At 69.5% G+C, this 26,514-nt stretch carries 18 protein-coding genes; 5 read left to right on the top strand and 13 right to left on the bottom strand.

Going from position 1 to position 26,514, the window contains the following annotated elements; all coding sequences use genetic code 11:
* Nucleotides 1-79 precede the first annotated feature (79 nt).
* From ACIBEI_RS12760 to ACIBEI_RS12745, 4 genes are all read right to left on the bottom strand, one after another.
* The gene (locus ACIBEI_RS12760; RefSeq protein WP_398887965.1) at nucleotides 80-1,885 is read right to left on the bottom strand and encodes an ABC transporter substrate-binding protein; all 1,806 of its coding nucleotides are present in this window, start codon (nucleotides 1,883-1,885) and stop codon (nucleotides 80-82) included.
* Between the two features lie 100 nt (nucleotides 1,886-1,985).
* Nucleotides 1,986-3,023, bottom strand: coding sequence for an ABC transporter permease (locus tag ACIBEI_RS12755; protein WP_398887963.1), 1,038 nt, complete (start codon nucleotides 3,021-3,023; stop codon nucleotides 1,986-1,988).
* A gap of 391 nt (nucleotides 3,024-3,414) precedes the next feature.
* On the bottom strand, nucleotides 3,415-5,322 hold the full coding sequence (gene typA, locus ACIBEI_RS12750) for a translational GTPase TypA (RefSeq protein WP_398887960.1): 1,908 nt from the start codon (nucleotides 5,320-5,322) through the stop codon (nucleotides 3,415-3,417).
* A gap of 200 nt (nucleotides 5,323-5,522) precedes the next feature.
* A complete protein-coding gene (locus tag ACIBEI_RS12745) occupies nucleotides 5,523-8,117 on the bottom strand; it encodes an ABC transporter substrate-binding protein (protein WP_398887958.1) in 2,595 nt (864 codons plus the stop codon).
* A 375-nt stretch (nucleotides 8,118-8,492) separates the two neighbouring features.
* On the opposite strand from ACIBEI_RS12745, the gene ACIBEI_RS12740 reads away from it, so the two are divergent.
* The 4 genes from ACIBEI_RS12740 to ACIBEI_RS12725 are packed head-to-tail and all read left to right on the top strand — an operon-like array spanning nucleotide 8,493 to nucleotide 12,343.
* On the top strand, nucleotides 8,493-8,783 hold the full coding sequence (locus ACIBEI_RS12740) for a hypothetical protein (protein ID WP_055615711.1): 291 nt from the start codon (nucleotides 8,493-8,495) through the stop codon (nucleotides 8,781-8,783).
* A 19-nt stretch (nucleotides 8,784-8,802) separates the two neighbouring features.
* Complete coding sequence (locus ACIBEI_RS12735; RefSeq protein ID WP_398887956.1) at nucleotides 8,803-9,624, top strand: hypothetical protein; 822 nt, start codon at nucleotides 8,803-8,805, stop codon at nucleotides 9,622-9,624.
* Nucleotides 9,624-11,567 carry a fumarate reductase/succinate dehydrogenase flavoprotein subunit gene (locus ACIBEI_RS12730; protein ID WP_398887954.1) on the top strand — a complete coding sequence of 648 codons (1,944 nt, stop codon included), beginning with the start codon at nucleotides 9,624-9,626 and terminating at the stop codon, nucleotides 11,565-11,567. The genes ACIBEI_RS12735 and ACIBEI_RS12730 overlap by 1 nt, the downstream gene beginning before the upstream one ends.
* Nucleotides 11,564-12,343 (top strand): succinate dehydrogenase/fumarate reductase iron-sulfur subunit, encoded by a 780-nt coding sequence (locus ACIBEI_RS12725; RefSeq protein ID WP_398887951.1) that lies wholly within the window; start codon nucleotides 11,564-11,566, stop codon nucleotides 12,341-12,343. The genes ACIBEI_RS12730 and ACIBEI_RS12725 overlap by 4 nt, the downstream gene beginning before the upstream one ends.
* Before the next feature lie 56 nt (nucleotides 12,344-12,399).
* Here the strand turns inward: ACIBEI_RS12725 and ACIBEI_RS12720 are convergent, their stop codons facing one another.
* The 7 genes from ACIBEI_RS12720 to ACIBEI_RS12690 all read right to left on the bottom strand — a co-directional run bounded on the left by ACIBEI_RS12720 (nucleotide 12,400) and on the right by ACIBEI_RS12690 (nucleotide 21,937).
* Nucleotides 12,400-15,066 (bottom strand): SpoIIE family protein phosphatase, encoded by a 2,667-nt coding sequence (locus tag ACIBEI_RS12720; RefSeq protein ID WP_398887949.1) that lies wholly within the window; start codon nucleotides 15,064-15,066, stop codon nucleotides 12,400-12,402.
* A gap of 529 nt (nucleotides 15,067-15,595) precedes the next feature.
* Nucleotides 15,596-16,003 (bottom strand): ATP-binding protein, encoded by a 408-nt coding sequence (locus tag ACIBEI_RS12715; RefSeq protein ID WP_398887947.1) that lies wholly within the window; start codon nucleotides 16,001-16,003, stop codon nucleotides 15,596-15,598.
* 451 nt (nucleotides 16,004-16,454) lie between these two features.
* Complete coding sequence (locus ACIBEI_RS12710; protein WP_398887945.1) at nucleotides 16,455-16,874, bottom strand: (deoxy)nucleoside triphosphate pyrophosphohydrolase; 420 nt, start codon at nucleotides 16,872-16,874, stop codon at nucleotides 16,455-16,457.
* A 42-nt stretch (nucleotides 16,875-16,916) separates the two neighbouring features.
* On the bottom strand, nucleotides 16,917-17,099 hold the full coding sequence (locus tag ACIBEI_RS12705) for an SPOR domain-containing protein (protein ID WP_055618615.1): 183 nt from the start codon (nucleotides 17,097-17,099) through the stop codon (nucleotides 16,917-16,919).
* A 375-nt stretch (nucleotides 17,100-17,474) separates the two neighbouring features.
* On the bottom strand, nucleotides 17,475-18,227 hold the full coding sequence (locus ACIBEI_RS12700) for a GntR family transcriptional regulator (RefSeq protein ID WP_200396059.1): 753 nt from the start codon (nucleotides 18,225-18,227) through the stop codon (nucleotides 17,475-17,477).
* A gap of 147 nt (nucleotides 18,228-18,374) precedes the next feature.
* Nucleotides 18,375-19,652 carry a DUF4190 domain-containing protein gene (locus ACIBEI_RS12695; RefSeq protein WP_398887942.1) on the bottom strand — a complete coding sequence of 426 codons (1,278 nt, stop codon included), beginning with the start codon at nucleotides 19,650-19,652 and terminating at the stop codon, nucleotides 18,375-18,377.
* Nucleotides 19,653-20,323: 671 nt separating this feature from the next.
* A complete protein-coding gene (locus ACIBEI_RS12690; protein ID WP_398887940.1) occupies nucleotides 20,324-21,937 on the bottom strand; it encodes a S8 family peptidase in 1,614 nt (537 codons plus the stop codon).
* A 226-nt stretch (nucleotides 21,938-22,163) separates the two neighbouring features.
* On the opposite strand from ACIBEI_RS12690, the gene ACIBEI_RS12685 reads away from it, so the two are divergent.
* On the top strand, nucleotides 22,164-23,279 hold the full coding sequence (locus ACIBEI_RS12685; RefSeq protein WP_398887938.1) for a threonine synthase: 1,116 nt from the start codon (nucleotides 22,164-22,166) through the stop codon (nucleotides 23,277-23,279).
* A 215-nt stretch (nucleotides 23,280-23,494) separates the two neighbouring features.
* Here ACIBEI_RS12685 and ACIBEI_RS12680 read toward each other — a convergent pair whose 3' ends face one another.
* Nucleotides 23,495-25,735 (bottom strand): DEAD/DEAH box helicase, encoded by a 2,241-nt coding sequence (locus ACIBEI_RS12680; RefSeq protein ID WP_398888322.1) that lies wholly within the window; start codon nucleotides 25,733-25,735, stop codon nucleotides 23,495-23,497.
* Nucleotides 25,736-25,846: 111 nt separating this feature from the next.
* Nucleotides 25,847-26,455 carry a rhomboid family intramembrane serine protease gene (locus tag ACIBEI_RS12675; RefSeq protein WP_398887936.1) on the bottom strand — a complete coding sequence of 203 codons (609 nt, stop codon included), beginning with the start codon at nucleotides 26,453-26,455 and terminating at the stop codon, nucleotides 25,847-25,849.
* Between the last annotated feature and the right edge of the window lie 59 nt (nucleotides 26,456-26,514).

The raw sequence follows: 26,514 nt of genomic DNA, 5'->3' as shown, positions 1-26,514 counted from the left end.
CGGCGGCAGGAGGGGGATACCGTCCGTGGGGGTGTGCTCCGCCTGGCGCACACCCCCACGGATCAGCCGAGCTGAGGGATTACGGCTTCTTCAGGTACAGGTCGTTGATGTCGATGTAGCTCGACTCCACGCTGTACCGGGCACCGCCGATGTTCGACCCGTAGAGCTGGATCTGCTTCGAGTAGTACACCGGGGCACCGGGGTTGATCTCCTCCACGATGCGGTGGTGAGCCTCTTCCCAGGTCTTGGCGGCCTGCTCGGGCTGCTGTGTCATGGCCTTCTGGATGAGGGCGTTGACCTGCTTGTCGTCGATGTGCGAGTAGTTCGGCGAACCGTCGGCGACCTGCGTGCCGTCGTAGACCGGCGTGATGACCGTGGACGCGTTCGGCCAGTCCTGGCCCCAGCCGGTCATGTAGAGGTCGTACGGGTTCTTCAGCTTGCCGACCTGCTCGTAGAAGGTCGCGCGGTCGATCTCCTTGGCCTGGACGTCGAAGCCGAGCTTGTTCAGCGCGTCCTTGATGATGACCATCTGGGCCTGGCCACGCGGGGTGTTGGAGTAGGCGTAGCTGAGCTTGGTGCCCTCCTTGACCCCCGCCTCCTCCAGCAGCGCCTTGGCCTTCGCCGGGTCACCGTTGGGCTTCTTCAGCTTGCCGAACGGGTCGTACGTCGGGTCGAAGCCCGGCAGGGTCGGCGCCATCAGACCGCCGGCCACCTCACCGCCGTAGCGGCCGCCGTCCGCCTGGACCATGGACTGGTTCGGGATCGCGTAGGTGATCGCGTCGCGGACCTTCTTGTCCTTCATCTTGGCGCTGTCGAGGTTGAAGGAGAGCTGCCACACGTAGGGCTGGTAGCCCTGGATGGTGCGCTTCTTCGCCGCCGCGTTGCCGATGACCGTGGACAGCTGGGCCGGGTCCACCGCGTCCGTGAACTGGATGGCGTTCTTGGCCTCGCCCTGGTCGGCGAGCAGGCGCTTGGTCTGGCTGGCCTGGTCGATGGTGTTGCTGAAGTTGTAGCCGTCGACGTACTGGTGGCGCACCGAGTCCGTCTTCGGGTCCCACTGGGTGTTCTTGACCAGCGTCACCGACTTGCCGGCCTTGTACTCGGCGACCTTGTACGGGCCGAGGGAGGCCGGGGCCTTGTCGTACTTCTCCTTCGTGTCCTGCTTCTCGGGCACGATGGCGTAGCCGGCCATGGCGAGGGCCTGCGGGAGGTCCGGCTGGGCCGTCTTGAAGTGGAAGACGACGGTCTTGGCGTCCGGGGTCTCAAGGACGGAGTCCGGCAGGTGCTTGCCCTTGTACGGGCCGTCCGGCAGCGCCTTGCGGTACTCGGGGCCGGAGAGCCAGTTCTGGACGTAGGTCGGGCCGTCGAAGATGAACTTGGCGTACTGCCGCTCGATGGTGTGGCGGACGTCGGCGGACGTGATGGCGTTGCCGTCCTCGTCCTTGATGCCGTCCTTGAGGGTGTACGTCCAGGTCTTGCCGCCGTCGGACGACTTGCCGGAGTCGGTGGCGACGTCACCGACGACCGTCAGGTTGCCCTTGTCGTCCTCCTGGAAGTTCGTCAGACCGCGGTGGACCAGGTTGGCGAACTGGCCCGCGTCGCTGACGTAGATCTGGCCCGGGTCCATGTGGGTCAGGTCGGACTGCTGGTAGACGTTGATGGTGCCGCCGGTCTTGGCCCCCGCCACCGCTTCGGCCGGGCCGTTCGACGCCTGGGCATCACCGTAGGCGACAGGCTTCGACTGTGCGGCGGCGTCGTCCTTGGACTTGGAGTTGTCCTTGGAGTTGTCCTTGCCGCTGTCACTGGAGCAGCCGGTCAGCGCCAGCGACCCCGCTGTGATGGCGACGGCTATAGCGCGCACGGTGCGCGTTCTGATGGGCTTCATGATGCCGATGCACCTACCTGTCGATAGTTGTCCACGAGTACTGCCTGACGGTCCGGTCACCCGGAACGGGGGTGGCAGTCCCCCCACCACCAATGGACGGTTAGCGTCCGGTCTTGGGGTCGAAAGCGTCCCGGACGGAGTCGCCGAGAAGATTGAAGGCGAGCACGAAGACCACCATCGCCACGCCCGGGAAGAACATGAACATCGGGTCCTGCTCGTAGATCTCGGAGCCGATGGCGAACATCCGGCCCCAGTCCGGCGTCGGCTCGACGAAGCCCACACCGACGTACGAGAGGAAGGCGATGGAGAGGATCGAGCTGGGCAGCATGTAGGTGCCCTGCACGAGGATCGGCGTGACGATGTTCGGCAGGATCTCCTTGCGCACGATGCGCGTCGGAGAGGCTCCCGAGACCTTGGCCGCCTCGACGAACTCCCGCTCCCGCAGGGAGAGTACGGAGCTGCGCACCAGGCGGGCCATGCCCATCCAGCCGAGGAACCACATCACGAGGATGATCGCGACGGCACGCAGATAGACCGGGGTCTCGTCCGTCGGGGAGACGAACAGTGCCGTGACCACGGGCATGAAGGCGATGAAGAACAGCTGCTGCGGGAAGGCCAGGAAGAAGTCGGTGACCCGGCCCAGCCAGTAGTCGACCTTGCCGCCGAAGTAGCCGCTGACCATGCCGATGACGACGCCCGTCAGAACGCTGAACAGCGTGACCAGCACGGCCATGTAGAGCGACGTCCGCATGCCGTACAGCAGCATCGTGAACACGTCGCGCCCGAGCTTGGGCTCGACTCCGAACCAGAAGTCACCGGACATTCCCCCGAAGGAGCCGGTGGGCATGGCGAAGTCGTCGAGCAGGAAGGGGTAGTCGGGCTCCTGCGCGTACAGCGTGTACGGGTCCTTGCCGTACAGGGCCGAGATGACCGGGGCCAGTGCGGCGATCGCGAAGAAAAAAATCACGACGCACGCGGAGATGACTCCGGTACGGTCTCGCTTGAAGCGATGCCACATCAACTGCCCGGGGGAGCGGCCTTCGAGCTTCTCCGCCTCGACCGGCTCGGCGTTCGACGCGAGCTCGGGGTCCAAGGCCGCCGACGGCCCGGAGCCCTCGGCCTTGGTTGGACTGGTCATCTTTGTTCTTCCCCCGGGGGATGGAGAGTTGAGCGCAGCACAGATACCGGCAGGTTCTGTGGTTTCAGGGAACTTTCACCAAGTGGGTCAACGCGCGTCAAGGGCGGAAGACATAGGGATCTCCCTACCGTCCATATTTTGAGCAAAAATTGCAAAGATTGACACCTGCGCGCGCTTGACAGGTGAGACGGGATTCCGGCGAAACGGACATGATTGACGATAATTTCGTTTACGTGTCCGAAACTTGATTGGCCGATGCCCGATATGCGAACGCCGCCGCTTCCACTACACCGTTGCCCGAACTGACACGGTTTCGGCGTGCGGGTACACCGAAGGCCCGGCTCCCCACGATGGTGCGGAGAACCGGGCGTTCAGAAGCCCCGAGGGGCCGTCAGCCGTGCTTGGCGCGGCTCGCGGAGCGGGCGCGCTCGCGGGCGTCCAGGTTCACCTTGCGGATGCGGACCGACTCCGGGGTGACCTCGACGCACTCGTCGTCGCGGCAGAACTCCAGGGACTGCTCCAGGGAGAGCTTGCGCGGCGGGACGATCGCCTCGAACGAGTCGGCCGCGGCCGACCGCATGTTGGTGAGCTTCTTCTCCTTCGTGATGTTCACGTCCATGTCGTCCGAGCGCGAGTTCTCGCCGACGATCATGCCCTCGTACACCTCGGTGCCGGGGTCGGTGAACAGCACGCCGCGTTCCTGGAGGTTCGTCATCGCGAAGGCGGTGACGGCACCGGCGCGGTCGGCGACCAGCGAGCCGTTGTTACGGGTCGTCAGCACGCCGAACCACGGCTCGTGGCCCTCGTGGATGGAGTGCGCGATGCCGGTGCCGCGCGTGCCGGTCAGGAACTCCGTACGGAAGCCGATGAGGCCACGCGACGGCACGACGAACTCCAGACGCACCCAGCCCGAACCGTGGTTGGACATGTTGTCCATACGGCCCTTGCGGACGCCCATGAGCTGCGTGACCGCGCCCATGTGCTCCTCGGGTACGTCGATCGTCATGCGCTCGACCGGCTCGTGCACCTTGCCGTCGATGACCTGGGTGACGACCTGCGGCTTGCCGATGGTCAGCTCGAAGCCCTCGCGGCGCATCTGCTCGACCAGGATGGCCAGCGCCAGCTCACCGCGGCCCTGCACCTCCCAGGCGTCGGGGCGCTCGGTGTCCAGGACCCGCAGCGAGACGTTACCGATCAGCTCGCGGTCCAGGCGGTCCTTGACCTGACGCGCGGTGACCTTGCGGTCCTTGACGGCGGCCTTCGCGGAAGCGCCCTTGCCGGTGCCGCCACGCCCGACCAGCGGCGAGGTGTTCGTACCGATGGTCATGGAGATCGCCGGCTCGTCGACCGTGATGAGCGGCAGCGCGACCGGGTTCTCGGGGTCGGCGAGGGTCTCACCGATCATGATGTCCGGGATACCGGCGACCGCGCAGATGTCACCGGGGCCCGCCATCTCGGCCGGCTTGCGGGTCAGCGCCTCGGTCATCAGCAGCTCGGTGATGCGGACGTTGGACATCGTGCCGTCGCGCTTGATCCACGTGACGGTCTGGCCCTTGCGCAGCTCGCCCTGCTCGACGCGGAGCAGCGCGATACGGCCGAGGAAGTTGTCCGCGTCCAGGTTGGTGACGTGCGCCTGGAGGGGAGCCTCCTCGTCGTACTGGGGGGCCGGGACGTGCGACAGGATCGTCGAGAAGAACGGCTCCAGGCTGTTGCTGTCGGCCGGGACGGTGCCGTCCTCCGGCTTGGTCAGCGAGGCCACACCGTCACGTGCACACGCGTAGACGATGGGGAACTCGATCTGCTCCTCGTCCGCCTCCAGGTCCAGGAAGAGGTCGTAGGTCTCGTTGACGACCTCGTCGATCCTGGAGTCCGGGCGGTCGGTCTTGTTGATGCACAGGATGACCGGCAGACGCTGCTGGAGCGCCTTGCGCAGCACGAAGCGGGTCTGGGGCAGCGGGCCCTCGGAGGCGTCGACGAGCAGCACGACCGCGTCGACCATCGACAGACCGCGCTCGACCTCGCCGCCGAAGTCGGCGTGGCCGGGGGTGTCGATGATGTTGATCGTGATGACGTCGCCGCCATCCTTCGGGTGGTACTTGACGGCCGTGTTCTTGGCCAGGATCGTGATGCCCTTCTCACGCTCCAGGTCGTTGCTGTCCATCATGCGGTCGTCGAGCGACTCGGCGGCGTGCGCGGCGAAGGCACCGGCCTGCTTGAGCATGGCATCGACCAGGGTGGTCTTGCCATGGTCGACGTGGGCGACGATGGCGACGTTGCGGATGTCGTGGCGCGTGGCCATATTGAGGCGCTTCTCCCGGAGTGAGTGAACGGCCTCCGCTGCGCGGGGCCCTGCCGGGCTGAAACGTGCCACGGCCTTACCCCATCGTACGTGCACGCTGCCGCTGGGGCTCCGCGGGCTGGGGAGGCCGGTTCTCACAGTGCGGGCCGTGGGGGCCGATCGCGCAGTTCCCCGCGCCCCTTACGGGACCGCGGCCCCGCTCAGGACGAAGGGCTCACCTGCGGCTTTGCGCCCTTCTTCAGGAAGCCCATGTCCTCGTAGAGAGGGGTCTGGAAGCCGAAGGCGCCCGCGTTGGCGAGGTTGGTCCGGGCCGCGGTGAGCTGGGGGCGCTGGTAGAGGGGGATCGAGCCGGCGGCGGCCCAGATGCGGGCGTCCGCCTTGCGGACCAGCGAGCGGGACTCGCCGGGGTCGAGTTCGGCGATGGCCTGGTCGAAGAGCTGGTCGACCTGGTCGGTGCCGACCCGGGTGTAGTTCTGCTCGACGTTCAGGGAGCCGTCGGCGGCCGGCACCGGCTTGGAGTAGATCGGACGGGCGTCGGTCGCGGGGAAAGCGGACGCGGGCCAGGAGTACAGCGCCAGGTCGTACTGACCCGAGGCGATGTGATCCTTGAAGTAGCTCTCGTCGGCGACCTTGGAGATCTCGGTACGGATGCCGATACGTTCCAGCATCCGCGCGATCCGCTCGCCGACCGCCCGCAGCGACTGGGAGCCGGGGCCGGACGGGAGCACGAAGCGCAACGTCAGCGGCTTGCCGTTCTTGGCGAGCGGTCCGGCCGCGACACGCCCCGGGGCGGCCGTGCCCTTCGGCGCGTACGCCCCGGGGGCGCCGCCGTGCTGGAGCTGCGACTTGCCTTCGTGGGCGAGGTTCTTCTCCACCTTGCCGGACGTGCCCGGCCCGTCCTTCTTCTGCTTCTTCTCCGTCTCGGCCTGCTGCTTCCTGCCGGCCCGCTGCTTCTTCCCCGCCTTCTGCCTCTTCTCCTTCTTCGCCTTCTCGATCTGGCCGTGCACGCCCAGGACGTAGGCCTGGTCGAGGAGCGCGACCCGCTGCAGTCCGGCCAGGGGCGCGGGCACGAGCAGGGCCGGGGCGCGGTTCTCGCCCGGCTTGTCGTCACCCGGCTTCCCGTCCTCACCGACGATGTACGTACCGTCGTCGCCGGAGCTGTCGGAGGTGCCGGAGCTGCCCGAACTGCCGGCGCTGTCGGAACTCGTGGAGCCCTCGGAGCCGTCGGAACTGTCGGAGTCGTCGGAGCTGTCAGAAGTACTGGAGCTGCCCGAGCTGCCGGAGTCCTCGGAGCTGTCCGAGCCTTCTTCGGCGTCCGAGTCCGAGTCCGCGGGGGTCCGCGAGGCCTCGGACGCCTCCGACGCCTCCGAACCGGCCGGTTCCTTCGAGGATCCGGCGCCGGCCGCCTTCTTCTCCTTCTGCTCCTCCTTGACGGGACCGCCGGACACCCACCCGGCGTCGGCCAGCAGGGCCTGCGCCTCCTTGGTGTCCTGGCCGCCGAGCGCTCCGCTGTTGTCGGCGTACGCGTGCTGTCCGGAGAGCGCGAGATGGCTGCCGACGGGCTCGGCGGGCAGGCCGAGCGGCCTCAGGACGACCCGGGCGAGCTCCTCCCGGTCGAGGGCGCGGGCAACGGCCCGGCGGACCCGCTCGTCGGCGAGCGGCCCCTCCTCGCCGTTCAACGCGAGCTGGGTGAAGGCGGGTTCGAGGGACTTGCGGACCTCGAAGCCGCGCAGGGACGACTGCTCGTCCGCGTACTTCGCGACGGCCTTGCCCCGCTTCTTGCGGGCCAGGATCTCCTCGTCGGCCGCCTCCTCGTCGGAGCCGTGCGCGATGGCCCAGGAGCGCAGCGACCTGCCGGGCGTGAGGGCGGCGCCGGGGCCGTGGGCGAGCGGCGCCCCGTTGCCCTTGTCCTTGTCGCGGGCGGCGAGCGTGATCCGGTGGGCCTCGGAGGAGTCGATCTCGGCCAGGTCGACCTTGCCCTCGGCGAGCGCGGCGGTGCGCTTGTCACGCGGTACGGCGCGCAGGACCAGCTCGGAGAGCTTGGCGGGGCGGCCCCACCAGCGCGGATTGCGCTTCAGCCTGACCTCGCCGGAGTCCTTGTCGACGGTGTCGAGGGCGAAGGGACCCGCGGTGACCTTCAGCTTGCGACGGGCGCCGTCGTTGAAGGCGTCCGGGGTGCCCATGACCTCCTTCGGGTACAGCGGCGAGAAGAGCGACTGCCAGTCGGCGTACGGCTTGCTGAAGGTGACCCGCACCTCCAGGTCGTCGGCGCCGCGTTCGATCTTCTCGATGCGGTCGTAGCCGGCGTTGCGGGCCGTCCAGTACGCGGTGTCCTTGCCGGACAGGGCGCGCCACTGGGCGGCGAAGTCGGCGGCGCCGATCTCCCGGCCGTCGCTCCAGACGGCCTGCTGGTTGAGCTTGTAGAGCACGACCTGTCTGGGTTCGCGGTCGACGACCTTCGCGGACTCCAGGTAGTCGGGGTTGCGCTGCGGCCGGCCGTTCGCGTCGAGCCGGTACATGGAGGGCAGCACGGCGCCCGCGACCTTGGAGGTGGCGGCGTCCGCGTCGGCCTGGAAGGTGTTGAGGGTCTCCGGGAGGGCGTCCACGGCCCAGTGCAGGGTGCCGCCGTCCGTGATCTGACCGCGCTCCGCCGGGGCGATCTCCTGACCGGCGGTGGGCTTGCCGGCCGGGTCCTTCTCGCTGCATCCGGCCAGGGCGGGCACCGCGAGCACGCCCGCCGTGAGGAACGCGACCGAGCGCATCACCGCGCGGGGTCCGACGCCGTCGTGGGACATGACTGGTACCTCCGGGGCGGTGCTGATCACGAGGAGCAGAACGGACAGGGCAGGCCAGGTCAGGCACTGTGATGTAGATCACTTTTGGCGGTATAATGGAGTTGATCTGATCTATCGCCCCACTGAAGGGGAGAGTCGCCGCCTGCGGGCGGCGACACGGCGACCGGCCCACGGAAGCCCACCCGTGCGGCCCAACGGCTCCGCACCACCGGGCGCGCCCCCTCCCGGCCGGGGGCGTGCGCAGGGCGTGCGGAGAGCGACACGATCCGGTAATCCATGCAGATCCCTTCACAGGGGCCGATGTGACGCGCGACACTCGCAGGCGCATGAACGTTGCCGCCTTGGGCCGGAGGTCCGCGGAAGTGAGGGCAAGTCATGTCCGTGCACGATGACCTGACGTCAGTCCAGCGCTGTCTCGACGACCTGGTGAGGTCCGTGAAGCGACTGGAACAGCAGATGGGTGGCGGCGGCCTGGAGATGCGCAGGGTGCGCACCGACGCCGACCACCTCCGCGAGAGCGTTGCGCTGCTCCGCGAGGCCGCACCCGGCCTCGGCAAACCGCGGCGCCCCGACCTCGTGTCCATCCCCGACACCCCGTACGACAACACCCTGTGGACGGACTCCGACGACGAGGGTCTCGGCGCCCGCGACCGCCACGCACCCTGATCCCCGACCGGAGCTCTCCTTGGCCACTGGTACGGAACCCCAAATGAACAGCGGCGGCGTACGGACCCGTACGCGCGCCGCGATCGACGCCCCGCATCTGCGGACCGACCGCTGGTGGCTGGCGCCCGCCGCCACCGCGGCCGGGCTGCTGGCCTTCGTCGTCTACTCGACCTGGCGGGCGTTCGCGAACAGCGACTACTACGCGGCGCCGTACGTCTCGCCGTTCTACTCGCCCTGTCTGGCGGAGAACTGCGAGCCGATGCGGAGCGGCCCGAACTGGGAGATCTTCGGCAGCTGGTGGGGCCTGTCCCCCGCGCTGCTGATCCTGATCTTCCCGCTCGGCTTCCGGCTGACCTGCTACTACTACCGCAAGGCCTACTACCGCGGCTTCTGGGCCTCGCCGCCGGCTTGCGCGGTCGCCGAGCCGCACAAGAAGTACACGGGCGAGACCCGCTTCCCGCTGATCTTCCAGAACATCCACCGCTACTTCTTCTACGCGGCGGTGCCGGTCGCCGGGATCCTCACGTACGACACCGTGCTCGCCTTCCGTGACGAGCACTACGAGTGGGGCCACATGGGGCTCGGCACGCTCGTGTTCCTGGTCAACATCACGCTGATCTGGGCGTACACCCTCTCCTGCCACTCCTGCCGGCACATCGTCGGCGGCAAGCTCAAGCACTTCTCCAAGCACCCCGTGCGCTATCGGACCTGGCAGTTCGTGGGGAAGCTGAACGCCCGTCACATGCTGCTCGCCTGGGCGTCCCTGGTGAGTGTGGCGCTCGCCGACTTCTACGTGTTCCTGGTCGCCTCCGGCGCTTTCGATGATCCGAGGTTCTTCTGATGTCCGTGGTCGACCGGCAGGAGTGGGACGTCGTCGTGGTCGGTGCCGGGGGCGCCGGTCTGCGGGCCGCCATCGAGGCCCGCGAACGCGGCGCCCGTACGGCCGTGATCTGCAAGTCTCTGTTCGGCAAGGCGCACACGGTGATGGCCGAGGGCGGCATCGCGGCGGCCATGGGCAACGTGAACTCCGGGGACAACTGGCAGGTCCACTTCCGCGACACCATGCGTGGCGGCAAGTTCCTCAACCAGTGGCGGATGGCCGAGCTGCACGCGCAGGAGGCCCCGGACCGGGTCTGGGAGCTGGAGACCTGGGGCGCCCTCTTCGACCGCACGAAGGACGGGCGCATCTCGCAGCGCAACTTCGGCGGGCACGAGTACCCGCGGCTCGCGCACGTCGGCGACCGTACGGGCCTGGAGCTGATCCGGACGCTCCAGCAGAAGATCGTGTCGCTCCAGCAGGAGGACTTCAAGGAGACCGGGGACTACGAGTCCCGCCTGAAGGTCTACCAGGAGTGCACGGTCACCCGGATCCTCAAGGACGGCAGCCGGGTCTCCGGGGCCTTCTGCTACGAGCGCGAGTCCGGCCGTTTCTTCGTCCTCGAAGCCCCCTCGGTCGTGGTCTCCACCGGCGGCATCGGCAAGTCCTTCAAGGTGACGTCGAACTCGTGGGAGTACACGGGCGACGGACACGCGCTGGCACTGCTCGCGGGTGCGCCCCTGCTGAACATGGAGTTCGTGCAGTTCCACCCGACGGGCATGGTCTGGCCGCCGTCGGTGAAGGGCATCCTCGTCACGGAGTCCGTGCGCGGCGACGGCGGAGTCCTGCGGAACTCCGACGGGAAACGCTTCATGTTCGACTACATCCCCGACGTCTTCAAGGAGAAGTACGCGCAGTCGGAGGAGGAGGGCGACCGGTGGTACGAGGATCCGGACCACAACCGCCGCCCCCCTGAGCTGCTCCCCCGGGACGAGGTGGCGCGGGCCATCAACTCCGAGGTGAAGGCGGGCCGCGGCTCCCCGCACGGGGGTGTCTTCCTGGACGTGTCGACCCGAATGCCCGCCGAGGTCATCAGGCGCCGACTGCCGTCCATGTACCACCAGTTCAAGGAACTCGCGGACGTCGACATCACCGCCGAGGCGATGGAGGTCGGGCCCACCTGTCACTACGTGATGGGCGGCATCGCGGTCGAGTCGGACAGCGCGTCCGCGCGTGGCGTGCCCGGGCTCTTCGCGGCCGGGGAGGTCGCCGGCGGCATGCACGGCTCCAACCGGCTCGGCGGCAACTCCCTCTCCGACCTGCTGGTGTTCGGGCGGCGGGCCGGTCTGCACGCGGCCCAGTACGCCACGGGACTCACCGGGGCACGGCCCCTGGTGGACGAGGTCCAGGTGGACACGGCCGCCGCGGAGGCCCTGCGGCCCTTCTCCGCCGAGGGCCCCGAGCCCGGCGCGGAGAACGGCCGGCCGCCGGAGAACCCGTACACCCTCCACCAGGAACTCCAGCAGACGATGAACGACCTCGTCGGCATCATCCGTCGTGAGGCGGAGATGGAGGCGGCCCTGGAGAAACTCGCCGACCTGCGCGTACGGGCCCGGCGGGCCGGGGTCGAGGGGCACCGGCAGTTCAACCCCGGCTGGCACCTCGCGCTGGACCTGCGGAACATGCTGCTCGTCAGCGAGTGCGTGGCACGGGCCGCGCTGGAGCGGACGGAGTCGCGGGGCGGCCACACGCGGGAGGACCATCCGACGATGGACCGGGCGTGGCGGCGCGTGAACCTGCTCTGCCAACTGGTGGATCCCACCGGCGGGTTGGCGGCGACCGACCCCGTGCGCGGGCAGATCGACCTGGTCCGCGAGACCACCGAACCCATCCGCCCCGACCTGCTCGCCCTGTTCGACAAGGAGGAGCTGGTCAAGTACCTCGCCGAAGAGGAGCTCTACGAGTGAGCAGCTATGAGGCCCGCTTCAAGGTGTGGCGCGGGGATGCCGAGGGCGGCGGCCTGGAGGACTTCGGGATCGAGGTCAACGACGGTGAGGTGGTGCTCGACATCATCCACCGCATCCAGGCGACCCAGGCGCCCGATCTGGCCGTGCGCTGGAACTGCAAGGCGGGCAAGTGCGGTTCGTGCTCCGCGGAGATCAACGGACGCCCGCGGCTGTTGTGCATGACGCGGATGTCGGTGTTCACCCGCGAGGAGACGATCACCGTGACCCCGCTTCGGGCGTTCCCGGTCGTACGGGATCTGGTGACGGACGTCGGCTTCAACTACACGAAGGCGCGGGAGGTGCCCGCGTTCGTGCCGCCGGAGGACCTCGGTCCCGGTGAGTACCGGATGATGCAGGAGGACGTGGACCGGTCGCAGGAGTTCCGCAAGTGCATCGAGTGCTTCCTGTGCCAGGACACCTGCCATGTGGTGCGCGACCACGAGGAGAACAAGACCGCGTTCGCCGGCCCGCGTTTCCTGATGCGGGTGGCCGAGCTGGACATGCACCCCCTGGACGCGGCCGACGAGAACGGCCTGGACCGCAAGAAGACCGCCCAGGACGAGCACGGCCTCGGCTACTGCAACATCACCAAGTGCTGCACGGAGGTCTGCCCCGAGGGCATCAAGATCACGGACAACGCCCTGATTCCCTTGAAGGAACGCGCCGTTGACCGTAAGTACGATCCGCTGGTGTGGCTGGGCGACAAGATCCGCAGGCGGCCGTCCGGGGCGGTGTAAGGGGCGGGCCCGGCCGGGGTCCAGGACCCGGCCGGGGTCAGAACGGGCTCACGGGGTCAGAACAGGCTCAGCAGAGCCTCTGCCGGGTCCGTGAGGCCTGTCGTGCCGTTGGGGAGGGGGAGTTCGAACCAGACCGTCTTGCCGCGGGGTGTGCGACGGGAGCCCCAGGCATCGCTGAGGAGTCCGACGAGCTGGAGGCCTCGGCCGCCCTCGTCCGTGTCGCGGGCACGGCGGCGTCGGGGCTGCACCAGGCCGGCGTCCCAGACCTCGCAGACCAGGGTGCGGTCGAGGAGGAGACGCAGACGGATCTCGCCCTCGCCGTAGCGCAGGGCGTTGGTGACGAGTTCGCTGACCAGCAACTCGGCCGTGTCGACGAGGGGTTCGAGGTCCCAGCTGAGCAGCTGGCCCCGGGCGTACTCCCGTGCGCGGCCCACGCTGCGCGGCTCGCGCGGCAGCGTCCAGTCGCCGACGGACTCGGCCGGCAGTCCCTGGACACGTGCCATCAGCAGGGCGATGTCGTCCTCGCCGTGATGCGTGTCGAGCGTGTTGAGAATGTGGTCGCAGACGTCCTCCAGAGGGCTGGAGGGGTCCGTGAGGGCGCCCACGAAGGCCTGTAGGCCCTCATCGAGCGGGTGGTCGCGGGATTCGACCAGTCCGTCGGTGTAGAGCGCCAGAAGGGCACCCTCCGGCAGCTCCACCTCCACCTCCTCGAACGGCTCGCCGCCGACGCCGAGCGGCATCCCCGGCGGTACGTCGAGCATGAGCGCGCTCTCGCCCGGCTCCACGATGACCGGCGGAAGGTGGCCCGCGTTGGCGAAGGTGCAGCGGCGGGTGACGGAGTCGTAGACCGCGTACACACAGGTGGCGAGATAGACCTCGGAGAGGTCGGCGTCCCGGGACTGGCGCGCACCGCGCGTAGACTGCTGGACCCCGCCGGGCGTTCCCAGGCCGCGGGCGATCTCGTCCAACGCCGAGAGGACCTCGGCCGGTTCGAGGTCGAGCAGCGCCAAGGTGCGTACGGCCGTGCGGAGTTCGCCCATGGCGACGGCGGCGCGCAGACCGCGGCCCATCACGTCACCGATGACCAACGCCGTGCGGTGGCCGGGGAGTTCGATGACGTCGAACCAGTCGCCGCCGACCTCCGTGGCCGCGTTTCCGGGAAGGTAGCGGCAGGCGATGTCCAGGCCGGAGGCCTCCGGGTCGCCCGGGGGGAGCAGGGAGCGCTGCAGTATCAGGGCGCGCTCGTGCTCCCGCCGGTAGAGGCGGGCGTTGTCGATACAGACCGCGGCGCGCGAGGCCAGTTCGACCGCGAGGGAGCTGTCGCGTTCGCCGAACGGCTCGCTCCCCTTCGTACGCGAGAACTGGACCAGTCCTACGACCGTGTCGTGGGCGACCATCGGTACCGCGAGCGTGGACTGGATCAGGCCGCCCTCCTCGGCGGCGACGCTCTGCAGGCGGGCCGTCCGCAAAGCGTCCGCGAAGGGCGAGTTGAAGGCGTAGTGGTGGACCGCGCCGACGTTCACGGGCTCCGGACCGCTGATGAAGGGCGCGTCCGAGACGGCGCTGGCGTAGGCGACGCGGCGCAGCTCGGCGCTGCCGTCGGCGAGGCCCGGCGGGGTCTCGTCACCGGCCAGGAGGCCCTGGTAGAGGTCGACGGAGGCGAGGTCGCAGAAGCCGGGGACGGCCACGTCGAGGAGTTCGCGGGCCGTGGTCTCCAGGTCGAGGGAGTTGCCTATGCGTGCGCCCGCCTCGTTCAGAAGGGCGAGATTGCGCCGTGCCTGCGCGGCCTCGCGTGCGGCGGCGCGGCGTGCGGTGATGTCGGTGCCCAGCCAGGCGATGCCGATCGGACGGCCCGAACCGCTGTGTACGCGATAGAGGTTGATGGACCAGTGGCGGCGCTCGCTGGACCCGGGCACCGTGCCGCTGACCAGCAGCTCGTTGACCATGTCGCCGGTCTCCAGGACCCGCCGCAGGATCGCGGTGACCCGCTCGGCCTCGCCCGGCGCCAGATAGTCCTTGACGGTGCGTCCGCGATGGTCCTCGACGGTGCCGCCGAAGACCAAGGCGAACCGCTCGTTGGCACGGCGGATGCGCAGGTCCGGGTCGATCAGCAGGAAACCGAAAGGAGATTGGCCGAAAATGGCCTGCGAGGCGGCAAGATCGGTCTCGATCCGGCGCAGAATGCGAACGTCCACGACTATGCAGACGGCGGCCCGCTCACCCTCCTCGGTCCGCGTCGGCATGACGTAGACCTCGGCGAGTCCTTCGGCGGCCAGGCCGGTGCCCTCGGGGTCGGGCAGCCGGAAGGGAACCACACCGGTCCACTCGCGGCCGTCGAGGACTTCGGCCATCTTCCGCTGGCCCAGCTCGCGCTTGTCCTCGGCGACGAAGGCCTCGATGGGGTCCATGCCGACCGCGCGCTCGGTCGGGATGCCGAAGAGCTGCTCGGCACGCAGACTCCACTGGTCGACGAGGCCGTCGGGGCCTATGGAGAACGAGGCGACCTTTATGTAGTCGTAGATCGATCCGGGCGGACTGCTCTGCCACACGACCTCGCCGGGCACCTCGCCCGGCGCCTCGACGGGCACACCGGATATTCCGCCGTGCTCCGCGCCCCGCGCCTCGTCCGGCACCGGCAACGCGCCATCGCCTGTCGTCGCATCAGCCATCGCGCCGCCCGACGGGTCCTCGGACTCCGTGGCCTTCGCTGGTATCTCGCTCACGCGAACCGTCCCCTCCAGCTCACCGCGTCCGGCACCGGTCACCGGAGGCGGCTGCCCGCAGTATCCAGCACTACGGTGCCGCACAACACGGTGTTCACGATCACAGCACGGTCCCGATGCTTTTAGGACCGGCCGCGACAAACACTCCCAGTCTTCTAACCATGTGGGACCCCGTCGAACCACGGACTTGGGGGTGGCTCGTGTGTCCGAGGGGTCGGGGGGTGTTCGGGGGACGGTTCGGGGGTGCTTTGGATCGGCTGGGGGGGTGGCTGCGGATTGGCTGCGGAGGCGGCTGGGGAGGCCGCTGCGGGTCGGAGGCCTGGCCGGCGGCGGATCGGACGGGGAGGTGGCCGCTGGTCGGCTTGGGATCAGTCGATGGCAGGCTGGGGATCGGCTGTTGATCCGCTGTCGATCGGCTGCCGATCGGCTCAGGCGGCGGTAGGTGGCTGGCTGCGAGGCGGCTGCCCAGCCGCTGCGGGGGGCCTCGCGATTGGCTACCCGTCGGCGTCGGCTGCGGAGTGGCTACCGGTCAGCTCGGGAGTGCCAGTTCGAACCACACCGTCTTGCCCTTTCCGCCTGGTCGGGTGCCCCAGCGGCGGGAGGAGTTCGCCACGAGCCGAAGGCCCCGGCCGCTTTCGTCCTCGGGCTCCGCGTCACGTTCCCGCGGTGGATCCGGGAGGGGGTCGGAGACCTCGACGAGCAGGACGTCCATCGGCTCCGAGGGGCGTACGAGGCGTACCCCGATGGGACCGGTGGCGTGCCGCAGGGAGTTGGTGACCAGTTCGCTGACCAACAGCGCGGTCACGTCTGCGAGGGAGTCGAGGTCCCAGGCGTGGAGCTGGCCCCGGACGACGGTTCGGGCGGTCCGGACGGCGCCTGGATCCGCGGGAAAGGTCCACTCGGCGATATCGCCCTCGGTGTGGATCACGCAGATCACTCCCAGGCCAGAAGCGGACCATGTCCGGTTTCATGGGGTTAATGGGCACATACCCGATATCCCGGGCGGAGTACCGTGCGCGAGGGCGCACTGTGGCGCGAACGGCGTACTCGGCGCTCGTCTCAGCCGCCACATGCGCCTCGCGAGCCCGAGCGTCCCACGTACGGTGTGCGTCCCGCACCCCGCAGACTCGAGTGCGCGAAGTTGTGATGGTCACACCTTTTCCTTCGCCCCCGCCGCCCCTACCCATTCCCGTCACTACTCGGGGGCCAGCCCCCGAACCCCCGCTCCTCAAACGCCGGAGAGGCTGAAGATTTCGCAGCCCGGGCCGACATACTCAGCCCGTCCGGCGTTTGAGGACGAGGCCGTTCAGGCCGATACGGGGGTTCGGGGGCGGAGCCCCTGAGTAAGTGACGGGAATGGGTAGGGGCGGCGGGGGCGAAAAAGGCCACTACCCCGCAGCCGCCCCACTCCCCCAAACCCCCCGCGCAACCTCCATCACGGCCGCCACATCCTGCTCCAGCCACTCCACATCCCACAGCTCGTCCGGGGTCAACCAGCGAAGCTCGTCGTGGTCCTGGAGCGGCTTGGGCGCGGCCGAGTCGGCCAGAAGACACACGGTCCAGACCTGGAGAACGTACGGCGGCCGCAAAAGCCACTCACCCGGAACCCGCCGAAGCACCTCCACCTCGACCCCGAGCTCCTCCCGAAGCTCCCGCGCGAGCGCCCCCTCGGAAGTCTCCCCGGACTCCACCTTCCCCCCGGGCAACTCCCACCGCCCGGCCAACTCCGCGGGCGCACTGCGACGCGCGGCAAGGAGACACCCGTCGCTCAACACGGCGGCTCCCACCACCACGATCCGTTCGGTCATGCGCCGGAGCCTACGGGAGCCCCACGGGCACACCCCCACGCGTCACTTCGAGCCGTTCTGCCCGATCCGCTCGACCCAGTAGAGCTGCTTGTGCCCACGGTCGTCGAGGCTGTCCGCGATCTTCTGGGCCTCGGCCCTCGTCGCGTACCTGCCGACGCGGTAGCGATTGCCGTTGTCGTCCTGTCGTATGACGAGCCAGGGAAGTGTGATGGTGCCGTCATTCATCGCGCCCCTCCGCTCCCCGCCCCCGGCTCGCGTCCTGCCCCGCCACATAAGGAAACCGCAATCCGCATATGCCCGAGCCTACGCCTAACCTTCACGCAGCGAATACGGCTTTTCACAAAGAGGTATGCGCGAGATGCCCGAGAGGTACGCAATCGGCCAGCACTGAGGGGGCGCATCCTCACGGACACGCCCCCTCATCCCCCTCGAACTCCCACCGACGGCGCAGAGACCGCGCCGAACACCCCCAGGAGAACGACCGGATTCCACCGCACCGCCCGCCAACCGCCAGCCGGTTACCGGTTGCTGGTGGTTGGTGGTGGGTTGCTGACAACCCACCACCAACCACCGACCCAAGTCATGGACGGCGGCTGCGACCTATTTCACCGGCAGGTGATAAGCGATTCGGTACCGGTCCGCCGGCACGACCACATCCGCCGTCTCCACCGGCCGCCCCGACGCGTAGTACGTCCGCTGGATGACGACCACGACATGCCCGGGCACACCCCCCAGAGCCGACAGTTCCTCGGCGAGGCCGGGGCGGGCGCCGACCTCCTCCGTGACGTTGTCCACGATCACGTCGATGGCGGCCATGCGCTCGACGACACCCATGCCGCCCAGCGGGCCCTCCTCGGGAAGCATCACCGGTGTGCGGCCCGTGACGGCGAGGGGCTCCCAGGAGGTGGAGAGCATCATCGCCTCGCCCGCGTCCCGGAAGACGTACTTCGTGCACATCACGCGGTCGCCGGCCTGGAGGCCGAGCCGCTCGGCGATGGCACCGCTCGCCTCGGCCTGCGCGCTGTGCGACTCCCACGTACCCCGCGCGGAGACGTCGGCCTGCTCCTGGCGGAACGGTGTCGAACCGCTGTCCGGCCGGTACCCGGAGCGGGCGACGCGGCGCGGCACCGGACGTTCGCGCACATACGTACCGGACCCGGAGCGGCCCTCGACCAGACCCTCGGCCATCAGGACCTTGCGGGCCTCAAGGGCGACCGTGTCCGAGACGCCGTACTCCTCGCGGATTCTGGCCTGCGACGGGAGCCGTGTGTGCGGTGGCAGCGATCCGTCGACGATCTTCTTGCGAAGATCACCTGCGACGCGCAGATACGCCGGCTGCTCACCGAATGTCACTGGCCACTCCCGTCAGGTTGTACAGACAGCTACAGGGTGGCAACCGTGGGTTGTGCCAGGCAAGCGAAGGCCAGAGAATCACTCGATGTGATGACTTGCGTCCGCTCAAGGCTTTACGCAGGCACTTTCTCCCCGCTATGGCCGCCGTCACACCTCTGCGCCGGCGCCTCCTGAGCTGCCTCCCGTACCGGTGTCCTCACCGCTGTCGCCCTCGTACGACTCCGGCGGCACCGAGGCGAGACCCAGAGCCTTGCGCGTGGTGACCGTCTTCTTGGCGTCGGTGAGCTCCAGCGCCTTGTCGTAGTGCTCGTAGAAGACGTCCGCGTCGGCGGCCTTCGCCGCTGCCGTCCACTCCCCCTGCGCCTTGTCCAGGTCCTTGACCAGCGCGGCGACCGGCCCCTTCGCGTCGGCGGGCCAGTCGTGGCCGCGCAGCATGCCGAGCTGCTCGGTGATGGCGGCCGAGACCCTGGTCGCCCACTCCTTGTGGCCGGGCAGGTCGTCCTCGACGTACTCCTCCTCGGGCGCCGACTCCATGGCCTCGTTGAGGACCTGGGCCGCCTTCAGATAGGTGAGCTGGTCGGCGTCGAGGGTCGTCTCGTCCTGGCGCAGCGAGCCGGTCAGGCTGCCCTTCTCGTTCACGTTGCCGAACAGGCAGCTGATCTCGCGGTCGCCGAGGCTCCAGCTGTCCCGGGTCGGCGTGAAGTAGTAGATGTCGACGTTGTCCGGGATGGCCCAGGTGTCCATGGCGTAGGCGTACTGGAGCGTGTAGCACTTCTCGTCGGCGGCCTCGGTGATCTCGCTGTCACCGGGGTAACTGCCGCTCGCCATCCTGAAGTTCGCGAAGACCTCGCCGTCGTGCTCCTCGTCGCAGGACACCGTGTCGACGTCGTACGCCATGCCCTCCAGCGAGCCGCCCGGCGTATCGAAGCACTCGCCCTCGTCCACGGAGAAGGTGGCGCCGTTCTCGCTCGCCTCGCGCGCCCCCTCCTGGAAGCCGTCCCAGAACTCGGCCGCCCCGCCGGTGGCGAGGGCGAGGGCGAGGATCGCGGCGCCGATGCCCGACAGGATCATCCCGGCGATCGCCATGCCCTTGCCGCGCTCTCCCTTCCTCCTGATCTGCGCCAGCGCGAAGAAGCCGAGGATCAGGCCGACCAGGGGGAGGAAGCACAGGATGCCCAGGACCAGTGCGGCGATGGCGAGGCCGTTGACCGGGGCCGGGCTGTTGTACGGGGAGTAGCCCTGTCCCCAGGGCTGATAGCCGTACGGTCCCGGGTACGGGCCCGGACCTGTACCCGGACCCTGCGGCCCGCCCGGGTACGCGCCGTACGGGCCCTGCGGCTGGCCCGGCGGCGGGTACGGCCCCTGGGGTTGCCCCTGAGGCTGCCCCTGCGGGTGCTGGGGCCCGGAGGGCGGGGGTATCTCCACTAGTACCGTGCTCCTCGTCCGAGTGCTGTGTCCGGGTGATGCGGAACTGACGTACGACAGGGCGCATCGTAAGCGCGGCCCGCCGACCGGCGGAACACAGGGAACGATCCCGACGATTCGGTCCCAGCCCACATTTCTTCGCCCCCGCCGCCCCTACCCATTCCCGTCCCTGCCTCAGGGGCTTCGCCCCCGAACCCCCGCTCCTCAAACGCCGGAGAGGCTGGAGAGCCACTTGCCTGTCGTCGAGTGCGGGTTGGGTGTGGCTGGTCGCGCAGTTCCCCGCGCCCCTAAAAAGACCTGGCGTCCCCTCTTCCAGCCCGTCCGGCCACTTCCAGCCCGTCCGGCGTTTGAGGACGAGGCCGTTCAGGCCGATTCCCCGCCCAGCCACGGTCAACCCACCTACCCACCCAGCCCGTCCGGCGTTTGAGGACGAGCGCGTTCAGCGCGATACGGGGGTTCGGGGGCGGAGCCCCTGAGTCAGGGACGGGAATGGGTAGGGGCGGCGGGGGCGAAAACGTCGCACGGCCCACCGGCCCCGACGCACCTCGCCCCCGCGCCGGCCCAGGTCCACGACCCGGTGCCATGCCGCGAGGGCGAGGAGGAGGACTACCTACGGACCGAGGGGGCAGCCGCTGCCGATACCGCGGTCGGCAGCGTCACGCCGACGTCGGTCAGAACTGCAGCCCCCAGGAGTTGATGTACCCGGTGTCGAGGGAAGCGCTGTCGCTCACGCGGAGCGTCCACGTGCCATTGGCGACCTCGGAAGAGGCGTTCACCGTGTACGTGGTGCTGATGTTGTCCGTGGAGCCACCGGTCCCGTACGCCTTCAGCGTGTAGGCCGTCCCATCGGGAGCGATCAACTGGACCTGAAGGTCCCCGATGTAGGTGTGGACGATGTTCACGGGCACGCTCAGCGCGGCGGGCGCGTTGCCGGTGACGCCGCTCACCGTGACCGGCGAGTTCACGGTGGAGTTGTCGGCGATCGCGTAGTCCGCGGTGTTCTCGAAGAGGTCACCCGTCGGAGGCGGAGTCGTACCGCCGCCACCGACCTTCAGCAGACGGTTGGGCGAGCCCGTACCGGGGCTGGTGACGACCCCGGTGGTGGCGGAGTTGACCAGCGCGGTCTGGACGGCGGCGGGCGCCGCGGTCGGGTTGTCAGCCAGATAGAGCGCGGCGGCCCCGGCGACATGCGGGGTCGCCATCGACGTACCGGAGATGGTGTTGGTCGCGGTGTCGCCCGTGCCCCAGGCGGAGGTGATGGAGGAGCCGGGGGCGAAGAGGTCGAGGACCGTGCCGTAGTTGGAGTAACTGGCCTTGGCGTCGGTGCTGGTGGTGGCGCCGACGGTGATGGCCTCGGTGACACGGGCGGGCGAGCGGGTCGAGGCGTTGGTCGTCTCGTTGCCGGCCGCGACGGCGTAGGTGACGCCGGAGGCGATGGAGTTGCGTACGGCGGTGTCGATCGCGGTGTCGACGGTCCCGCCGAGGCTCATGTTGGCGACGGCCGGCTTGACGGCGTTGGTCGTCACCCAGTCGATGCCCGCGACGACCTGGGCGGTGGTGCCGGAGCCCGCGTTGTTGAGGACACGGACGCCGACGATCTTCGCCTTCTTGGCGACGCCGTACGACGTGCCGGCGACCGTGCCCGCGACGTGCGTGCCGTGGCCGTGGCCGTCCTGGGCGGTGTTGTCGTTGTCGACGGCGTCGTAGCCGTAGGAGGCCCGGCCGCCGAAGTCGGTGTGGGTGATGCGGACACCGGTGTCGATGACGTAGGCGGTGACGCCCTCGCCGGCGGTGTCGTCGTAGGTGTAGCTCTGGTTGAGCGGGAGGGCCGCCTGGTCGATGCGGTCGAGGCCCCAGGAGGGCGGGTTGGGCTGGGTCGCCTCGATGGAGAAGACGCGGTTCTGGACGACGGAGGCGACGGCCGGGTCGGCGGCGAACCTCTTCGCCTCGGCCTCGGTGGCCTCGACGGCGTAACCGTTCAGCGCCTTCTTGTACGTACGCTCGATCGTGGCGCCGTACTCCTTCGCGAGGGCCCTGCCCTCCGCCGAGCCGGACTTCGCGGCGTCCGCGTGGAGCGTCACGATGTAGCTGTTCGCGATCGTGTCGGGCGCGCCGGCGTACTGGATCCGGCCCTCGGGGCCCGCGGCGGCCTGCGCCGGGAGGGCGGAGACGAGACCGGCGACGAGAGCCGCCGTACCGATGCCCGCGATACCGGCGAATCGGCCAGTACTCGTGAATCCGGTGATACCGGCGAGTCTTCGCCGGGCATGACGCATCACTGCCATCTGAGGGTCCTCCTCAATCGGTGGTGCGCTGGTGGTGGGGGGTGGTGCGGTCGTACGCACACGAAGGCGACAGGGTCATGTCAAGAACTGACCACTTCGGCCCTGCGCTCAGCCGAAAGATTGCGGCTTCCCCAGGAATTGCACAAGAGCCCTGCACGGACGTAACGCAGGTGCCATATGCCAGTCATGACACTCCGTCACCAATCGGTGCATCTAACCTGCCGACATGACTCCCTTGCCGGATTGTTTCTGCCCGGTGGACGGCACGCGCGTCCCCATGGGTTCGCTCGCGTGGTGCTGTCCGGTCTGCCGCGGCCCGCTCGACCTGGACTTCGCGCCCACGCCCGCCTCCCTCAAGTCCCTCGCGGGCAGGGTGAACTCCCTCTGGCGGTACGCGGAGTGCCTGCCCCTGTCGTCCCCGTCGGTGTCGCTCGGCGAGGGCCGCACCCCGCTGGTCCCGCTCAAGGACGGCGTCTCGGCCAAGCTGGACTTCCTGATGCCGACGCTCTCCTTCAAGGACCGCGGGGCCGTCCTGCTCGCCGAACTGGCCCTGCGGCTGCGGCCGGGCCGGGTCGTCGCGGACAGCAGCGGCAACGCGGGCACGGCGGTCGCCGCGTACTGCGCCAGGGCCCAACTGCCCTGCACGGTCTACGTCCCCGAGGGCACGTCCGCGAAGAAGCTGGAGCAGATCGGGGCGCACGGGGCCCGCCTCGAAGTCGTCCCGGGCGGCCGGGAAGCAGCCGCGCGGGCGGCCCGGGAGGCGGCGGACGCATCGGGCACAGACGGCACGTTCTACGCCTCGCACGTCTTCAACCCGTACTTCCTGCACGGCACGAAGACGTACGTCCACGAGCTGTGGGAGGACCTCGGCGGCCGGCTCCCGGACGTGATCGTCGTTCCCGTCGGCAACGGCACGCTCCTGCTCGGCGCGTCCCTCGCGATCGCCGAGCTGCACGCGGCCGGGATGATCGACCGCCGGCCCGCCCTGTACGCCGTCCAGTCCGCCGCCGTCGCCCCGCTCGCCCACGCCTGGCACGAGGGCGCCGACGACCTGGTCGGGGTCACGCCGGCGGCCCCCACGTTCGCCGAGGGCATCGCCATCCCCCGGCCGCCCCGGGCCCGGCAGATCCTGCGCGCGGTCCGGGAGTCCGGCGGCACGTTCCTCACCGTGACGGAGGACCAGATCCGCCATGCCCAGCGGGATCTGGCCTCGCAGGGCCTGTACGTGGAGTCGACGGGGGTGGCTTGCTGGGCGGCCGTACGGAATGGGGCGCTGGGCGCCCGTACGGCTGTCGTGCCCCTGTGCGGGGCGGGCCTGAAATCGGGGCTCGCACGTTCGTAGGTCTTCGGGTTGTGACTCGGGTGCGGGTGGGTGGGGGCTGGTCGCGCAGTTCCCCGCGCCCCTAAAGACGAAAGGCCAGGGCTACCGCCCCGGCCTTTGTCTTTAGGGGCGGTAGCCCCGGCCTTTCGTCTTTGAGGGGCGGTAGCCCCTTGCTTTTAAGGGGCGCGGGGAACTGCGCGACCAGCCCCCACCGGGCCCGCAGGCGAAACACAACCTCACCCCGCCGCCAACCGCTGCTGCTCCTCCTCCACAATCCGCCGAGCAATCGTCCCGTCCGACACATCCACCGCGTCCGGCGTCGCGTCGGCGACATCGCTGCGCCGGGCGTACGCGTCGAAGAGACGGGACTTGCTCTCCAGGATCCGCAACAGCCGGTCGTCCACGCTGTCCGTGGCGAGCAGCCGGTGCACCTGGACCGAACGGACCTGGCCCATGCGGTGGGCACGGGCGACGGCCTGGTGCTCCAGGGTCGGCTTGACCTGCGGCTCGCAGAGGATCACGACGGACGCGGCCTGGAGGTTGAGCCCGACACCACCGGCCTCGATCTGGCAGAGCAGCACGGCGTGCCCGGGCGCGGCCGCGAACTCGTCGACGAGCTGCTGCCGCCGGGTGGCGGGCACACCGCCCGCCAGCGGCCCCAACACCCCTTCACCGACGGCCTGTTGGACGGTGGCGAGGACATCCCGGAAGTAGGAGAAGACGACCACCTTCAGGTCGTTCACGGCGGCCTCCGCGACGAGCTCGCGCAACCGCTGGAGCTTCGCCGACTTCTCGGCGTCCGCGTACGCGGCTCTGCGCATCGCCATGAAGTTCCCGGCGGCGACGGCCTCGCGGTAGGCGTCATGGTCGGCGGCGCTGAACTCCTCCCACTCGTCGACCTGGACGAGCGCGGGCAGTTCGGTGAGCACGTCCTGCTGGTTGCGCCGCAGATAGGCGGGGGCGACGGACCTGCGGAACGTGTGCGGTCCCGCGACGGCGTCGCTGCCCTGGATCCTCGGCACCAGCTCGGGCTGGAGGTAGCGGACGAGAGTGCGGAACTCCTCGACACGGTTCTCCATCGGCGTGCCCGTGAGAAACAGGACTCGCTCGCACCGGTCGGACCAGTGCGCGACGGCCCGGGAGCGACGGGCGTCGGGGTTCTTGACGTAGTGGGCCTCGTCGACGACGAGCGCGGCGGGGGCGTCGAGCGAGCCCTTCGCCCTCCCCGCGCCCTTCGGTCCCCGCGCACCCTTCGCCGGGTCCGGGTCCGGGTCCGGGTCCGGCAGGTTGTGCAGCACGTCGAACGTGGTCACCGCGACGCCACCACGCTCGCGCCACTCGGCGTACGCGTCCAGCCGGTCGGGGCCGTGCACGGGCACCGCGCGCAGGGTGCTGCGGGAGCGGATCTCACGCGTCCAGTTGATCAGTACGCTCGCCGGGCACACCACCAGGAAGTGCTTGTGCCCGTCGGCTGCGAGATGCGCGAGCACGGCGATGGCCTGGACGGTCTTGCCGAGCCCCATCTCGTCGCCGAGGACCACCCGGCGCTGGGCGAGCGCGAACCGCGCGCCGAACGACTGGTATCCGCGGAGCGAGACCCGCCGGTGCGTGTCGTCGAGCCCCTGCGCGTGCACCCGGTCCGCGACCTCGGCGGGGAGGAACCCCTCGGCGGCCTCGACGTCGGGCGCGCTCCCGGCGATCTCGGCGAGCTGGCTGTAGTACTCCGGGGCCCGCAGCTCGAAGTCCACCCACGCCTCGGCGTCGGACGCGGACTCCCGCAGCAGGTCGGTGGACGCCTGCGTGAGCAGCATCGGTACGCCCCTGGCGACGGCATCGCCCGTGAGCGCGCGGAGTTCCGCGACGGCGGCGAGGGCGCTCTCCCGCCTCGCCCTGCCCGTGAGGGCCATCCGCAGCCGCCCGGTGGCCGGACGGGCCGCCTCCAGAAGCGTCTTGAACCTGCGGTCGAGTTCTGTGGCGGCGTCCACGGCCCGGCGCAGTTCGGGTCCGGCCTCGACGAGCCGACGCAGCGCGATGACGAGGGCGGTGGTCCGCGGTTCGGGGTGGTCGACGTCGATCCGTACGGACACGGTCTCCTCGACCGCGCGGGCGATCTGCCGGGCGGCGGCGAGCGCCTGGTCGGCGGTCTGGGCTCCGACGCCCGGTATCTGCCGCAGCTCGTACCGGCTCGCGTCGAACACGCCGCGCACCGATCCGAGCCCCGCCGCCTCAAGGGCCCCGAGCCTGAGCCGCCCCTCCGTGACGTCCTTCAGGCGCGAGACCGGGATGCCCTCCAGCTCCTGGGCGACCAGCTCGGCGAGGACCGGCGCGAGCGCCGTACGCACCTGGTCGAGGGCCCGCACGTGATCGTCGAGCACTCCTTGCGCGAGCCCGCGCAGCCGCTCGGCCCTCCCGACGACCGTACGGGTCTTCCGCCCCACCGGTACGGGGCTGTCGACCGCCCCCTCACCCTCCGCCATGACGCCCCTCGTGTGCCGTACGCCGCGATGAGCGGACATCCTTCCACGGGGGTCCGACAGTCGCGCCGGACGCCGGACGGGCCGGGCGCCCGGTCGGCCAAGGCACGTCGGTTATGCGCGGGCCTCGCGAGGACGTCGGAACACGAACGCCGAGGCCACCCCGCCGATGAGGCCGAAGAGATGCCCCTGCCAGCTGACTCCGGTCGTCGTCGGCAGTACGCCCCACAGGATCGAGCCGTAGACCGCGCCGACGACGAGTCCTATGACCACGTCACCGATCCGGCGGTCCACGAAGCCGCGGACCAGCAGATAGCCGAAGAGGCCGAAGACGACGCCGGACGCGCCCGCGGTTATGGAGTGTTCGGACGCGGTGAGCCAGACACCCAGGCCGCTGACGAGGACCGTCACGGTGACGACGGCGAGGAAGCGGCCGATCCCGGACAGCGCGGCGAGGAAACCGAGGAGGAGCAACGGCACGCTGTTCGCCGCGAGATGGTCCCAGCCGAAGTGCACGAAGGCGGCGGGCACGATGTCCCGCAGCTCGCCGAACTCCCGCGGCGTGATGCCGAACGTGTCCAGGGCATGGCCGCTCGCCACGTCGATGGCTTCAAGCACCCAGAGCAGGGCGACCCAGCCACCCACCAGCAGGGCCGCGTTCTTGAACCGCTCTCCGCGCGAAGCCGGCGCGGGCACAGCCACGCCGTAGGGCCCGTACGCCATGAGAACCTCCTGGCTTCCCTCGTCAACCCTTCAACGTACGGAAGCGTCCGCGCGGTTCC

The organism is Streptomyces sp. NPDC050988, assembly GCF_044456225.1.
In the GTDB taxonomy this organism is placed as follows: Bacteria; Actinomycetota; Actinomycetes; order Streptomycetales; family Streptomycetaceae; genus Streptomyces.
The sequence above is the reverse complement of the archived record's forward strand: the minus strand, read 5'-3'. Positions and strand labels throughout refer to the sequence as shown.

Bases quoted from the DNA above. Each gene is read 5' to 3' on its own strand.
- typA (WP_398887960.1), bottom strand. From the start codon at position 5,322: ATGGCCACGCGCCACGACATCCGCAACGTCGCCATCGTCGCCCACGTC.
- ACIBEI_RS12680 (WP_398888322.1), bottom strand. From the start codon at position 25,735: ATGGCGGAGGGTGAGGGGGCGGTCGACAGCCCCGTACCGGTGGGGCGG.
- ACIBEI_RS12690 (WP_398887940.1), bottom strand. From the start codon at position 21,937: ATGGCAGTGATGCGTCATGCCCGGCGAAGACTCGCCGGTATCACCGGA.
- ACIBEI_RS12710 (WP_398887945.1), bottom strand. From the start codon at position 16,874: ATGACCGAACGGATCGTGGTGGTGGGAGCCGCCGTGTTGAGCGACGGG.
- ACIBEI_RS12675 (WP_398887936.1), bottom strand. From the start codon at position 26,455: ATGGCGTACGGGCCCTACGGCGTGGCTGTGCCCGCGCCGGCTTCGCGC.
- ACIBEI_RS12745 (WP_398887958.1), bottom strand. From the start codon at position 8,117: ATGTCCCACGACGGCGTCGGACCCCGCGCGGTGATGCGCTCGGTCGCG.
- ACIBEI_RS12740 (WP_055615711.1), top strand. From the start codon at position 8,493: ATGTCCGTGCACGATGACCTGACGTCAGTCCAGCGCTGTCTCGACGAC.
- ACIBEI_RS12760 (WP_398887965.1), bottom strand. From the start codon at position 1,885: ATGAAGCCCATCAGAACGCGCACCGTGCGCGCTATAGCCGTCGCCATC.
- ACIBEI_RS12730 (WP_398887954.1), top strand. From the start codon at position 9,624: ATGTCCGTGGTCGACCGGCAGGAGTGGGACGTCGTCGTGGTCGGTGCC.
- ACIBEI_RS12705 (WP_055618615.1), bottom strand. From the start codon at position 17,099: ATGAATGACGGCACCATCACACTTCCCTGGCTCGTCATACGACAGGAC.
- ACIBEI_RS12685 (WP_398887938.1), top strand. From the start codon at position 22,164: ATGACTCCCTTGCCGGATTGTTTCTGCCCGGTGGACGGCACGCGCGTC.
- ACIBEI_RS12755 (WP_398887963.1), bottom strand. From the start codon at position 3,023: ATGACCAGTCCAACCAAGGCCGAGGGCTCCGGGCCGTCGGCGGCCTTG.